Raw genomic sequence first — 14116 nt, forward strand, 5'->3', positions numbered from 1 at the left:
GTATTTAACGAAAGGAGAAGGCGATTGAGAAAAAAGAGAATAATTTTTGGTATAATTTGTGTATTACTTTTAATAGTTGGGATTTCTTTTGTATACTCATATAATAATTATCCTATAAGTTTAGCTAAACCTAAAGAATTTGTTCCAAATGGAAGAGTTGTTTTATCAAAAAATATCAGTAAAGAAAAAGTTATAGAAGATAGAGAAGAACTAATAAATATAATAGAGGATACTCACCCTATTTTTTTAGAAGGGGTTAATAAAAAATATAGGGAAGCAAAGGAGAGGTTTATAAAAAATACTAATAAGGGAATGTTAACTTCTGATTTTCAAGTAGAAGTTTCTAAGTATCTTACATCTTTAGAGGACAAGCATACAGCAATAGGATGGAAAGAGGATGAGAAATTAAATGTAAATTGGGTTTATTTAGATTCAAAATTAAAGTTATTAGATGAAGATAATAAGTTAACTAATCAAGAGGTAGTAGAAATAAATGGCGTTAATATAAAAAGATTAAAATCTGGAATTAATGAAATATTCCCGTATGAAAATAATTCTGGAGAAAACAAAAATATAGAAAATTATCTTAAAGGAAAGAAAGTATTAGATTATTTAGGAGTAAAACCTAAAGAGGAAGTAATATTAAAGGTTAAAGATGGAGAGATAATAAAAAATATAAGTATTCCTTTTATCAGAAGTATAAGTAAACCTTTAAGTCGTGAGATTTATGGTGAAAAAATAGATAAAGATAATTATTATATAAAATTTCAGATTTGCACAGTTAATGATAGTTTAAATACTCTTATTGAGAATTTAAAGGTTGAATTAAATAATGGAGTTAAAAATGTAATAGTAGATGTTCGTGATAATCCAGGAGGAGATTCAAAGGCCTGTGAGGAATTACTAAATGCTATGGGTATGGAGTGTGGAAGTTTCTCACAAAAGATAAGGTATTCAAAACTTGCAAAAGAACAAAGAGGGTATTTAAAAGAAACTGGATACGTTGATTTAGAAGGAAGTAATTATTCAAAGAAAAATGAAAATATAAAGCTATATGTTATAACAAATGCTAACACATTCAGTTCAGCAACTTGGCTTGGAACCTTAGTTAGAGATGGTAATTTAGGGGTTATTGTAGGAAGCAGTAGTGAAAATATGCCTTCATAATATGGCGATATTATACAGTATCAGCTTAAAAACAGTAAAATAATTGGAATGGTATCTCATAAAAAATTTATAAGACCAAATAAAGAAAAGTCCGATGAAAAAACTTTAGAACCAGATATAAAGCTAAAGTTTTATGAAGATCCAGTGTTTTATATAGTGAATATGAATAAATAACAAAGGTTAGTTTGACTAGCCTTTTTTTAGTAAAAATTTTTCAGAAATTAAAGTATACAAATTAAACTTAATATTTTTAAAAAAATATTAAAAAATGTATTGCAAAATAAAAATAAAGTATGATATATTATTAACGAAGAAGTTAGTTGTACATACAAATGAGTAAAACTAAAACGTACTTTTACTAAATTTAAACGATTAACTAAATAAAATTACTAGTGATTTTTAAAATTTAAAAGAAAAAATGTTGAATTTTAATGACAAATAATAAACAAACAAATTTATTTTTGAAGGATGAAGATTAAAATGACAAAAGAAAACACAAAAAATAAAGACAGGCTTACAGCTAAAGATTATTTAAATAAGATTTTAGCAGGTACAGCAACAGGGATAGTTGTAGGACTTATTCCAAATGCAATTTTAGGATCGATTTTTAAAGGGCTTATAGGAGTTTCTCCAATATTTCAAACTCTATATAATGCAGTAAACATAATGCAATTTGTAGTTCCTATATTAGTTGGAGTTTTAGTAGGTTTACAATTTAGTTTTAATGCAATGCAATCTGTAATAGTTGGGTGTGCAGTATTTTTAGGTTCAGGTGCTTTTAAAGTAACAGAAAATGGAGTAATGCTAGTTGGTATTGGTGATTTAATAAATATAATGCTAGTTTCATGTATAGCTGTTCTAGTAATAAGAGCTATTGGTGATAAACTTGGTTCTTTAACAATTCTTTTATTACCAATTATAGCAGGTGCAGGTGTTGGTGTTATCGGTATGCTTATGCTACCATATGTTAGAGAGATAACTGTTGGAATAGGTGCAGTTATGAATAAATTTACAACATTACAACCTTTATTAATGTGCATACTAATTAGTGTATCATTTGCAATTTTAATAATATCTCCAATCTCAACAGTAGCTATAGGAATAGCTATTGGTATAACAGGACTTGGAGCAGGTGCTGCAGCAATAGGAGTAGCAGCTTGTACTGCAGTATTAGTAGTAGGGTCAAGAAGAATTAATCAAAGTGGAGTTACTTTATCAGTTTTACTTGGTGCTATGAAAATGATGATGCCAAACTTAGTTACATATCCAATAATCGCAGTTCCAATTATAGCAAATGGAATACTTTGTGGAATAGGCGGATATTTCTTAAATATTTTAGGTACTCCAAATAGTGCAGGGTTTGGACTAGTAGGGTTAGTTGGACCTCTTGCAGCTATTAATGGATCTACTGCAAGTGTTGGACTTGCTATAGCTAGTGCAGTTATTGCATTTATAGTTATACCATTTGTTGGTGCATTTTTAATAGATTTATTCTGTAGAAAAGTTTTAAAATTATACGACGATAAAATTTTTAAATATATTTAATTAACTATTAGATAAAATAAGGAGAGTGTTCTATATGAAGATAGGAATAGTAGGGGCAGGAGCTATGGGCTCACGTTTCGGATATATGTTACAAAACGCTGGAAATGATGTATTTTTAGTTGATGCATGGAAAGATCATGTTGACACTATTAATAAAGAAGGTCTTTCAGTTGAAGAAAACGGGGAGATAAAACAGGTTAAAATACCAGCAATGCTTCCAGAAGAGGCAAAAGAAGTTCCAGATCTTGTAGTTTTATTTACAAAATCAATGGGATTAAGACCAATGCTTGAATCAATAAAAGGAATATTAGGCGAAAATACAAGAGTATTATGTCTATTAAATGGATTAGGGCACAATGAAACTATAGCTGAATATGTTGATAGTAAAAATATATTAATGGGTGTTACTTTATGGACAGCTGGACTTAAAGGACCAGGACATGTACTTTTAACTGGAGATGGAAGCTTAGAAGTTCAAAACTTAGATCCTAAAATGGAAGTAGAAGCTAGAGAAATCTGTGATGTATTAAATTTAGCAGGACTGAAAGCTCACTATAGTAGTGACGTTATATTCTCAATTTGGAGAAAAGCTTGTGTAAATGGTACACTAAATAGTACTTGTACTATACTAGATTGTAATATAAAAGAATTTGGTGAATTAAAAGAGTCTAGAGAATTAATCAGAAAGATAATTGAAGAGTTTTCAAATGTAGCTAAAACTTACGGAGTTACTTTAAACGTAGAAGAAGTTGCAAGAGGAATAGAAGCGATATATGATCCAAGTCAAGCTGGAGCACATTATCCTTCAATGCATCAAGACTTAATTCAAAATAAGCGTTTAACAGAAATAGACTATATAAATGGTTATATAGCTAAAAAAGGAAAAGAGTTAAATATAGCTACTCCTTATAATGACTTATTAACTTCATTAGTTCATTCTAAAGAACAATTACTTATAAAATAATTTGATTTAAAAAGGAAGTTTATTTTAAACTTCCTTTTTTTTATGTAGGTACTTGTAAAATTTTGGACTAATTTAGTTGCAAAATTTAATTTTTATATTTAATATAGATATTATATTAATTTTTATTTGGAGGGCAATATGCTAGAACAAAATTTCTGTGGATGTTTATTTTTCACTGCAACTAGATTAAAAAAAATAGCAGCAAACATAGCTGATGAAGAACTAAAGCCTTTAGGTTTATCACCATCATATGTATATATTTTGCTTGGCGTAAAATTTAAGCCAGGCATTACCCAAAAAGAACTATGTGAAGAGCTTCATCTAAAGCCATCAACTATAACTAGGCTTATTGATAAGCTTGTTATAAAGGGTTTAGTAGAAAGAAAGTCAGAAGGGAAATTATCTCATATATTTTTAACTACAAAGGGTGAGGACATTCAAGAAGATATTTCAAGGTTTAGATTAAAACTACATAATAAGTATAAAGAACTATTAGGAATAGAGAACTATGATACTTTAACTAAACTTACAAATGAGTCAGCTAGGATTTTAGAAGAAAATTAAAAGATTTCAAAAATGTAAGGTTCGCGTAACATAAATCAATAAGAGAATAATAAATCCTTTCGTATAATTGTTTTATAGACAAGTTAGAAAGGGGAAATTAGTTTTGAAAATATTAAATTCTTTTAATTTAAAGGTTATTGCAATAGTCTCTATGGTGTTAGACCATATTTATACATATATAAATGGACCAACAGGGAATAGTATCCCTATATGGTTTGGATATTTAGGGAAAATAGCAGCACCTATTTTCTTTTATTTGATAGTAGAAGGGTTCTATCACACAAGGGATAGGGGAAAGTACTTAAGTAGATTAGTACTGTTTGGTGCCCTTATGTTTGGAGTGGATAGCTTACTTGGAATACAAAACAACATATTTTTATCCCTTGCATGTTCAGTTGCTATAATGATGGGACTTGAATATGTTAAAAAAGGTGGAAATAAGTCAAAGGGGATTATATTTACTATAATAATGTCTGTAGTAATATTATTTACAGAAGCATCTGGTTTTGGTTTATTTATGACTTATATATTTTACTTCTTTAGAGATAAAAAGCTAATTTTAAGTTTAACTTATATTTTATTTAGTTTATCTTCTGTTATTTTAACTTTAGGACAACCTAATTTTTACGATCAGATATTTTTATATGATTATGGGTGGATGATGGTTTTTGCACTTCCATTAATATTACTTTATAACGGAAAATTAGGAATTAGAAATAAATTTGTTAAATGGATGTTTTACATATTCTATCCATTACATTTAATAATAATAGTTTTAATATCAAGATTTTGTTTTTAATAAAAGCAAATTTAAGCCACTTATTTTTAAAAATAAGTGGCTTAAATTTATTTAATATTTACTTTGTATTTTTCTAAAATAAAATCTTTAAATAGTTTTGCTTGGTCTGATAAAGGATGGTCTTTTAAAAATGCCATATATATATATTTACTATCTACTTTATCTTTTATTTTAATAGTTGAAATAGTATTTTTGTTTATTAGAGGCGTGTTTGGAATTATAGATATTCCAGCGCCGGCTGAAACTAAACTTTCAAGCATACTTGAATTACTAGGTTCAACTGCAATCTTTGGAGTATATCCTAAAACATCAACATAAGATACAGCATCAGAATTTCTTTCTTCGCAAAAAGCTATAAACTTTTCTTCTTTAAGGTCTTTAAGAAAAATCTCATCCTTACTAGAAAGTTTATGATTTTTAGGAACTATAATAACGTAGTCTTCTTTTTTAATAGGAATAGAAAATATATACTTATCGTTAATTTCATTTTTAAAACCATAGTAAAAACCTAAATCTATTTTCCCATTTTTTAAATCATATAGTATTTCATCTTTTTTTTGATAATTAAAATTTATCTTAAGGTTTGAGTTATAATCTAAAAACTCTGTTATTACAAAAGGCATAAAGTATTTTGAAACACTTGGAGTAGATGAGATTAATAAAGATTTATTTTCACATTTAAGTCTTTGATTTATTTTAGAAATTCCAGTTTCTATTTCTATTAAAGCTAAATTTGCATGTTTTAAAAATATCTCGCCAAAGGGAGTTAAAATAATATTTCTTCCTTTCTTTTGAAATAATTTAACATTTAATTCTTCTTCTAACTTTGATATTGATTTACTTAAGGTTGGTTGAGTAACAGATAATATCTTTGAAGCTTTAGTAAAGTTTAAAGTTTCAGATACTATTTTAAAGTATTCTAGTTGTTGTAAATTCATTCTATTTCACCTGCAAAATTTTATTTATAACTAAAAGTTATAATTATATGAAAAAATTCAATTAGACCTATATATAAATAGTGATGTATAATACAATAAATTATAAATTTGAACTTAGAATAAGTCAAAAATTTGGAGGAAAAAAATTATGATGTTAGTAGATAGAGATAAATGTATAGGGTGTACTCTTTGTATCAAAGATTGTCCAGTAAAAGATATAGAATTAAATAGTGGTAAAGCATTCGTGAAAAATGAAGCTTGTATTAATTGTGGACACTGCATTGCTATTTGTCCTAAGAATGCTGTCTTTACAGATGAGAAAACTATGGAAGAGGTTATAGAATATAAAGAAGACGAATTTAAGGTAGAGCCAGAAAATTTATTAAACTTCATTAAATTTAGAAGAAGTGTTAGAAACTTTAAAGATAAAGAAATTGAAGACGAAAAAATAATGAAAATAATTGAAGCTGGTAGATATACTCAAACTTCTACAAACAGTCAAGATGTATCTTATGTAGTAGTTAAAGATAAGATAAATGAATTAAAAGATTTAGCTATGGAAAGCCTTTTTGAAAAAGGTAAGTACTTAATTGAAAATCTAAATGAAGATACAAAGCCTTTTGAAAGATACGCAAGAAAATGGATCAATATGTTTGAAGAATATAAAAAAGATAATAAAAAGGATGGATTATTCTTTAATGCACCAGTTGTTATTTTAGTAGTTTCAAAAACTCCTATAAATGGTGGATTGGCTTCATCAAATATGGAACTTATGATAGACTCCTTAGGACTTGGAACTTTCTTTAGTGGATTCTTCCAAAGAGCTGCAGTTTCAAATAAAAAAATAATGGAATTTTTAGGTTTAGAGGAAGATCAAAATATTGTTAGCTGTATGGTAGTTGGTTATCCAAACGTAAAATATCAAAGAACTGTCCCAAGAAAAGAAGCAAAAGTAACTTTTAAATAATTCGACATATATTGACAAAATTAACCAAACGAAGTATAATATCTCTGAAATAAAGGAGGTAGCTATGTACAGTGGGGAAAAGGTAATTTTAAGGTTATGTTCGGACGAAATTTTAAAATCATTAGAAAATGATTTTAACTGTTTAGGTATTGAAGAATTATTGTATAGTGAACTATTTGCAAAAAAGAAAAATAATTTGGACTATCATTTTGCAATAGAAAATGCACATACAGGAGATTATATTGGTATTTGTTCTATTTCTAACACAAGTGTTAAAAATAGAAATACAGAAATCTCAATTGTGATCAAGGATAAAAGGCTTTTAGGCAAGGGGTATGAAGAAGATGCATTAAAGCTATTAGTCGATATGATGTTTAGAGAATACAATATAAACAAAATAAAAGCTAAAGTAAGCGAGTTAGATGAAAATATAATTAAATCTTTCAAAAATGTTGGATTTAAAGAAGAAGGCAAATTAAGAGAAGAAGTCTATAAAGATTTCAAATATCACGATTTAATTTTAGTTAGTTTATTTAAAAAAGATTACATAGAAAATCACATATAATAAGAAAAATCACCTAAGGGAAATCTCTTAGGTGATTTTTTGTTATTAGCATTATGTAACACAAAATGAATTTAAAACATACTATATACTAGGTAAACTTTAATATTAATTATAAGAGGTGTTAATCGTGAGAAGAGGTTATGATAGATCAAGTAGAGGCCATAGTTTTTATAAAAGAAGGAATATAAAAAAAGAGGAAGGCTATAGCGCTTTTGATATCCCAGAAGATAGAAGACATTTTAGTAGTAGTTCAAGTAGTAGTTCAAGTAGCAGAAGCTTTAGCAGAGAGGATTCATATAGCTATAAGTCAAGTTCTTCTTCTAGCATAAGTAGAAGTAATTCTTATAGTAGTGATTACAAAAGTTCTAAAAAATCATATAGTGGAAGTTATACTAGTTCTGATTCCTCAAGAGAAAGTAGTAGATATGATAGTTTTGATTCAAGGGATTCAAAGAGAAGTAGATGGAGTCATTCATTTAGTAGTAAGCCTAGTAGGGAAGAATCTATTTCATGGATATGGGAAAGTGATTTAAGAAGTCCTAAAAGAGAAAAAAGCGCTAAGAAAAGAAGATATTACACTAGGTATTAGATTTAATCTTTAAAGATTAGGTATATAAAGTGGACAAGTATTTTTTAAAAGGACAAATGATAGAAAATTATAAACTTGTTAAACTTTTAGGGCAAGGAAGATATGGAATTGCTTATTTAGGAATAGATAAGAATGGGAAAAAGGTTGTTATTAAGCAATTTAAAAAAGAAATGCTAAAGGTAAGCTTAAGAAATATTAAATACGAAATTGAGATCTTAGAAAGGTTAAATTATAAATTTTTTCCTAAGTTTATAGGAACGTTTAAAGATAAATATAGGGAAGGATATATTTTAGAATATATTGAAGGAAAAGTTTTTGATGATTTAGTTTATAAAGAAAACTTAGAATTTAATAGAAGAGATATATTTAAAGTATGCTATAAATTATTAGATATAATTGAAATCTTACAAAGGAACAACGTAGCACACAGAGATATAAGATTGCCAAATGTAATTGTTAAAGAAGATAATTCTTTAGCACTAATTGATTTCGGGTTAGCAAAATTTATAGATAGTAGAAGTGATTTAAGAGTTTCAGATTTTTGGTATTTAGGTGATTTTTTAATTCATCTTTATTATACGAAGTATAATATTAGTTCTTATATTGATAGGCCTTGGTATGAGGAACTTAAGATATCTAAAGAAGAAAAATATTTTCTTGAAAGGTTAATGTCAAAAAGAAATAGTTTTAAAGATACTAACGAAATAAGAAGAGTATTAGATTTTTTAATTTCTAGTATAAATACTGGTAAATACTATGAGTAACAAAATAATAAGAATTTATAAAGAAAGTTTTAGGACTAATATATATACTAGGAACCATTTTAGGATGATTGGACTTTTAGATGTTATTATAAACTTTGATGGTGTATACGAAAAAGTTACTTTAGCATATTATAGATCCTCTGGGACAAATGATGGGAAAATAGAGGGGCTATGGTATCCTATAGTTGGAATAAAATTAGAAAATGGAGAATTTACAGAATTCACTAAAGAAATAAATAATATCTTAAAGAGTTCAACAAAAAAAGGTGTAGCAAAAAAAGGTTGGCTTGCAAAGTCAGTATTTTTTAGAAATAAAAAAAGAGTAGACAAAGCACTTGATGGATTTTCTTACGGTAGTTACTATGATGAACTTTTCAGGCTTGGAAAATTATTAAGGCACCTTTACGAAAGAAAAAATTATTTTTTAGATGAGAATTTAAATGGAGAAAAGCTTAATAAGATAGTTTTATCAAATAATATTTATCCAAATAATAAGTTTACTCAAAGGGAAAATTATGAAAGATTTTTAAGAGATATCTATCTTTTTAAATAAAATAAGCTGCTGCAATATTTTGCAGCAGCTTTATAAATTAAATAGTTACTGTAGCGTTTTCGGTGGATTTTAGTTTTAAAAGAGCAAGTTTTTCTAATATTAAATTAAGTATTAAAAAGATTACAAAAAGTAGAGAGATTATATCTTTATCTGAAACTATAGAAAAGAAGAAAATAAAAGTTTCGATAGATAAAATAATAATCTTAGATTTAGTTAACTTTTCTTTTAAAATAGAATCTTGAATATAATACATTATCATCATAACAAAAGCTGAGCATATGAAAACAAATCCTAGTTTATCTAAAACATAATGAAGTGAATTTGAAATTTCATCAATACTATCGTAAGAATTATATGCAAGGCTAGATCTAAATTCATTTTCTAGTGTGTCTGCATAAGTGATAGTAAAACCATTATCTAAATAAGTACCGCCGCTTCCAGAACCCTTTAAATCTTCTGATATGTTCTTTTTATAATCGAAAACTACGTTGTCTCCTTTAGATATAGTAAGGTGGTGAATTCCGTTATTAAATTCATTGTTAAATGAATTTAACTTATCTACTATAGATGTTCTAGATGCTTCATCTAAAGATTCTTTATTTTTTATTTCATTTGCTATAGAATCTATCACAGTATTAGAAGTAGGACCATAATCTACCCAGAATTGATTTTGTTCTTTTTTTAGTTCAAAAACTGACAGAGCCTTTAAAATAAATCCAAGTAAAAAAATAAATAAAGCTATTCTTTTTAAAATGTTTGTATATTTGCTTTGGGATTTTATTATAGTTTTAATATCAGATTTAACTGAATTTTCATCACCAAAACTTTTTATTGCTATATCAATACTTTCTTCTTTTGTATAACCTTCCTTAATTAAATCGCTTATCTTATCATATAAATGAAACTTCATTTCTTCTTTTAGAATTTTAGTTTCTGAATCCTTTGGATCTAAATTACTCATTTTAGTTTCCCCCTAGAAATTTATCGATTATTATCTTTAAAATATTCCATTCTTTTGAGTTTTCTTTTAGTGTGTTAAGACCATCTTTAGTAATTTTATAATATCTTCGTCTACCTCCATTAGTTGGAGAACTATCATTCCAATACCCTTTTAGTAAACCTCGTTTTTCAAGCCTCTTTAATGAGACGTAAAGTGTAGCTTCTTTAATTTCAAACTGGTCATTTGAAATTTCTTTTATTTTCTTTAGAATTAAGTAGCCATACATATCTTCACTTTTTAAAGTTGATAAAACTATTGAATCTATGTACCCCTTAAGGACTTCTTTATCAAATTCCAAAGTATACACCCCTTCCTTTTATTAAGTACTTAATATAGTCAAGTAATATTTTCCAAATAATATAAAAAAAGTAATTAAAGATGCAACATTGGCGTAACAAAAGGGAATTAATATATAACTCGAGGTGGTCGAATTGAGAAAAATAATATCGCTAGTATTAATTGCAATTACAAGTATAGGTGTGTTTGCAGGTTGTGCAAAAAGCGAAGATAAAAAGATAGAAAAAAATTATTCTAAAGTGGATGACAAGAATTTTAGTTATTCAGTAGACCCTGATACTTTTAGTATAAAAGTAAATGTAGATGGTTCAACTTATAGTGCATCTAATCCATTAGAAAAGACAGATGTAGAGAATTATAAAAAAGATGGTGATAAGATTTCTTGGTCTTATCCTAAAAAGAATATTGATGTAGATTTAGAGAAAAAAGATAATTATCTAGATGTAAAAATTAAATCTACTACTAAAAAAGAAAATAGTTTTAACTTTCCAAAAGTAAGTGGTGATTCATACATGCTACCTATAGGGGAAGGAAAAAATATACCAAAAGATGATAAAACATTTAAGGATTATTTTAAAGAAAGTGAATTAGATACATTAGAGAACTTCTCAATGCAGTTTTTGGCAGTTAATAAGGATAAATATTCTTTATTATATATAATGGAAAATCCATATAATAATAAACTTATAGCAAATACAAAGGGTGATCTTAATTTCGATTTTAATCATGAATACCCTACTATTAATGAAGATAAAGAATATGGATTTAGAATATATGTTACTGACAATAACCCAGTTAGCGTAGCTAAAACATATAAAAATTATATTATCGAAAAAGGTGAATTTAAAACTTTAAGTGAGAAGGCTAAAAAAAATAAAAACATAGAAAAGCTTTATGGTGCTCCTTTTGTTTATTTTTGGGATAAAAATGTGATTTCTAAAGAAAACATTGTTTGGAGTAAGTTAAATAAAGATATGCCAAAAGAACTTAAAGATTGGATAAAGAATTTACTAAAGACAAAAGTGCCAGATAGCAGTGATATATCTTCAGCTTTTGATGAACTTGGCAAAGAAGATTATGTAGATAAGTATACTAAAAACAGAATAGTTACAGGTATTTCAAACGTTTTAATGCTTAAAGAATTCTATAATAAAGATATATTTAAAAATTTAGACGATCAAAGTAAAACTTATATAGAAAAAGGCATAGATAAATTAAACCCTGTAGAAATAATAGATCTTAATAAAAGGCTATTAAAAGGTGAACTAGGTGATTGCGTAGATCCAGTTGATAAGTGGAATAACTCAAACACAGTTGATGTTATAGATGATATGAAAAAGTCTGGAATTAATAATATGTGGATTGGATTTGATGATTGGCAAACAGGATTTGATAATCCAAACTTTGTAAAAGAAGCAAACTACTTAGGATATTTAGTAGGAACTTATGATTCATATCATTCTATCCATAAGCCAGGAGAAGAAAAATGGAATACAGCTAAATTTAGTGATAAAACTTTATATGATAATGCAACAGTTACAGATAAAAATGGCAAAAAACTAGAAGGATTCCAAGGAACAGGAAGAAAACTAAATCCAACTCTTGCAATGCCAAGTGTTAAAGAAAGAGTATCTTCTATTATGAATACAGGATTATTATTTAATTCGTGGTTCTTAGATACAGATGCAACAGGTGAAGTTTATGATGATTATTCAAAAAATCATATAACAACTGAAAAGCAAGATATAAAAGCAAGACTTCAAAGAATGGAGTATTTAGAAAAGGATTGGAATATGGTAGTAGGTTCAGAAGGTGGAAATGATTTTGCAAGTAAAACATTAGCATTTGCACACGGTATAGATACACCTTCATTTAACTGGATGGACCCTGATATGAAATCTAATAAAGAAAGTAAATATTACTTTGGAAAATATTATTCTAATACTGGAGGCGTTCCAGAGTTATTTAAAAAACCAGTTCCTCTAAAAGATAAATATAGAACTTTATTTTTAGATGAAAAGTATACTATTCCTCTTTATAAATTAGTTTATAACGATTCAGTTATAACTACTTACTGGTGGGGAAATGGAACTTTAAAGTTTAAAGATGATGTTAAAAATAGGATGCTTTCTGAAATTTTATTTAATGTACCACCTTTATATCATATAGATAAAAATGAGTGGGAATCAAATAAAGACACTATAGTTAACCACACAAAGGTTTGGTCAGATTTTAGCAAAAAAGTAATAAACAAAGAAATGACAGATTTTAAAGTTTTAACAGATAATAGAGAAGTTCAAATGACTGAGTATGGAAATGATATTAAAGTTATAGCTAACTTCTCAAATAAAGATGTTAATGTTTCAGGTGATAGCATAAAAGCTAAATCACTTTTAATTATAGATGGTAATAATAAAACCATATATACCCCTTAAACTAGAAAATAAGCAATAATTACAAATGTAATTATTGCTTATTTATTTTATAATACTATTTATAACCATGCCAAATATAATTAGAATAAGTCCAATAAACCCAATTATCCCAGGTAATGTACTGCTCAAAAATATAATTTCTAAAATCAATGTAAAAATAACTTCTCCAGATTGTGTAGCTTCTATTACAGCTAATTTTTTAGGATCATCTTTTACAATTGTGGTAGCCTTGAAAAATAGAATAGTTGCTATAATGCCAGAGAATATTGCAACTGAAAATGATTGAAAAACTTGCATAGAACTAGGTAATCCAACATCTTTATAAGCAAATAGTGACATTAAAATCCAAAAGGGTAAACTACAAATTGTCATACCTAAAACTCTTTCAGTTGACGAAAGGTCATCACTACAAATTTGCATCATTTTTCTGTTGCCTAGAGGGTATGAAATAGCAGCAATTGAAATAGGAAAAATGGATAAAAACACTTGTCCAAAATTCAATTTTGTAGAATTTTCATATTGAATCATAAATATTCCTATTAATATAATGAAAGAGAATATAAGATTCTTAATAGGAAGTTTATTTTTAAAAATTGGGGTTAAAAGTATTCCAAAAATAATAGTAATTTGCCAGCAACCTGCAACTAACCATGATTCACCATAATTAGAGGCAAATGTTAAAGGGGCATAAAACAAACCAAACCCTACAGTGCTCCAAATTAGCCAGCTAGTTTTATGCTTATTTATTGATTTTAAAAGTAATTTAAATCTACCGTTTTTAATTACTATCAAAGAAAGTAAAGGCAGCATTAATATAAATCTTAAAGAGGAACTCCACATCCAATTACCACCACTTAAATTCATTGTTTTATTTAAAATAAAAGTTAATGAGAAAAACAATGATGCGGTAACTCCTAAGGTTAAAGCTTTTTTCAATTTTAGTCTCCTTTATGTTTAAAGTATTGTATA

General features: G+C 27.1%; 15 protein-coding genes. 11 read left to right on the forward strand and 4 right to left on the reverse strand.

Annotation, left to right across the window (positions count from 1 at the left end):
- Positions 1 to 24 precede the first annotated feature (24 nt).
- The 5 genes from INR60_RS02240 to INR60_RS02260 all read left to right on the forward strand — a co-directional run bounded on the left by INR60_RS02240 (position 25) and on the right by INR60_RS02260 (position 5039).
- The gene (locus INR60_RS02240; protein WP_194189848.1) at positions 25 to 1167 is read left to right on the forward strand and encodes a S41 family peptidase; all 1143 of its coding nucleotides are present in this window, start codon (positions 25 to 27) and stop codon (positions 1165 to 1167) included.
- Positions 1168 to 1647: 480 nt separating this feature from the next.
- Positions 1648 to 2712, forward strand: a complete 1065-nt coding sequence (locus INR60_RS02245; RefSeq protein WP_194189849.1) for a PTS sugar transporter subunit IIC — start codon at positions 1648 to 1650, stop codon at positions 2710 to 2712.
- A 34-nt stretch (positions 2713 to 2746) separates the two neighbouring features.
- Positions 2747 to 3676 carry a 2-dehydropantoate 2-reductase gene (locus INR60_RS02250; RefSeq protein ID WP_194189850.1) on the forward strand — a complete coding sequence of 310 codons (930 nt, stop codon included), beginning with the start codon at positions 2747 to 2749 and terminating at the stop codon, positions 3674 to 3676.
- A gap of 138 nt (positions 3677 to 3814) precedes the next feature.
- The gene (locus INR60_RS02255; RefSeq protein WP_194189851.1) at positions 3815 to 4240 is read left to right on the forward strand and encodes a MarR family winged helix-turn-helix transcriptional regulator; all 426 of its coding nucleotides are present in this window, start codon (positions 3815 to 3817) and stop codon (positions 4238 to 4240) included.
- Between the two features lie 109 nt (positions 4241 to 4349).
- A complete protein-coding gene (locus INR60_RS02260; protein WP_194190954.1) occupies positions 4350 to 5039 on the forward strand; it encodes a TraX family protein in 690 nt (229 codons plus the stop codon).
- Between the two features lie 47 nt (positions 5040 to 5086).
- Here INR60_RS02260 and INR60_RS02265 read toward each other — a convergent pair whose 3' ends face one another.
- Positions 5087 to 5977 (reverse strand): LysR family transcriptional regulator, encoded by an 891-nt coding sequence (locus INR60_RS02265; RefSeq protein WP_194189852.1) that lies wholly within the window; start codon positions 5975 to 5977, stop codon positions 5087 to 5089.
- A 148-nt stretch (positions 5978 to 6125) separates the two neighbouring features.
- Here INR60_RS02265 and INR60_RS02270 point away from each other — a divergent pair, with 148 nt between their 5' ends.
- The 5 genes from INR60_RS02270 to INR60_RS02290 all read left to right on the forward strand — a co-directional run bounded on the left by INR60_RS02270 (position 6126) and on the right by INR60_RS02290 (position 9415).
- A complete protein-coding gene (locus INR60_RS02270; protein ID WP_194189853.1) occupies positions 6126 to 6944 on the forward strand; it encodes a nitroreductase family protein in 819 nt (272 codons plus the stop codon).
- Between the two features lie 64 nt (positions 6945 to 7008).
- Positions 7009 to 7509 carry a GNAT family N-acetyltransferase gene (locus INR60_RS02275; protein ID WP_194189854.1) on the forward strand — a complete coding sequence of 167 codons (501 nt, stop codon included), beginning with the start codon at positions 7009 to 7011 and terminating at the stop codon, positions 7507 to 7509.
- Between the two features lie 127 nt (positions 7510 to 7636).
- Positions 7637 to 8098: a hypothetical protein gene (locus INR60_RS02280; RefSeq protein WP_194189855.1), complete on the forward strand. Its 462-nt coding sequence runs from the start codon at positions 7637 to 7639 to the stop codon at positions 8096 to 8098.
- Between the two features lie 29 nt (positions 8099 to 8127).
- The gene (locus tag INR60_RS02285) at positions 8128 to 8862 is read left to right on the forward strand and encodes a protein kinase domain-containing protein (RefSeq protein ID WP_194189856.1); all 735 of its coding nucleotides are present in this window, start codon (positions 8128 to 8130) and stop codon (positions 8860 to 8862) included.
- Positions 8855 to 9415 carry a hypothetical protein gene (locus tag INR60_RS02290; RefSeq protein ID WP_194189857.1) on the forward strand — a complete coding sequence of 187 codons (561 nt, stop codon included), beginning with the start codon at positions 8855 to 8857 and terminating at the stop codon, positions 9413 to 9415. Before INR60_RS02285 ends, INR60_RS02290 begins: the two co-directional genes overlap by 8 nt.
- 37 nt (positions 9416 to 9452) lie before the next feature.
- On the opposite strand, the gene INR60_RS02295 is transcribed toward INR60_RS02290, so the two are convergent.
- Together INR60_RS02295 and INR60_RS02300 are read right to left on the reverse strand one after the other, a co-directional pair.
- Entirely contained in the window at positions 9453 to 10376 is a 924-nt protein-coding gene (locus tag INR60_RS02295; protein ID WP_194189858.1) for a permease prefix domain 1-containing protein, read from the reverse strand.
- A 1-nt stretch (position 10377) separates the two neighbouring features.
- Entirely contained in the window at positions 10378 to 10713 is a 336-nt protein-coding gene (locus INR60_RS02300; protein WP_194189859.1) for a PadR family transcriptional regulator, read from the reverse strand.
- A gap of 133 nt (positions 10714 to 10846) precedes the next feature.
- Here INR60_RS02300 and INR60_RS02305 point away from each other — a divergent pair, with 133 nt between their 5' ends.
- Positions 10847 to 13147, forward strand: a complete 2301-nt coding sequence (locus tag INR60_RS02305) for a glycoside hydrolase (protein ID WP_194189860.1) — start codon at positions 10847 to 10849, stop codon at positions 13145 to 13147.
- Between the two features lie 42 nt (positions 13148 to 13189).
- On the opposite strand, the gene INR60_RS02310 is transcribed toward INR60_RS02305, so the two are convergent.
- Complete coding sequence (locus INR60_RS02310; protein WP_194189861.1) at positions 13190 to 14083, reverse strand: DMT family transporter; 894 nt, start codon at positions 14081 to 14083, stop codon at positions 13190 to 13192.
- Positions 14084 to 14116 lie beyond the last annotated feature (33 nt).

The sequence above is a fragment of the Clostridium chrysemydis genome (genome assembly GCF_015234215.1).
Taxonomy (GTDB): Bacteria; Bacillota; Clostridia; order Clostridiales; family Clostridiaceae; genus Clostridium; species Clostridium chrysemydis.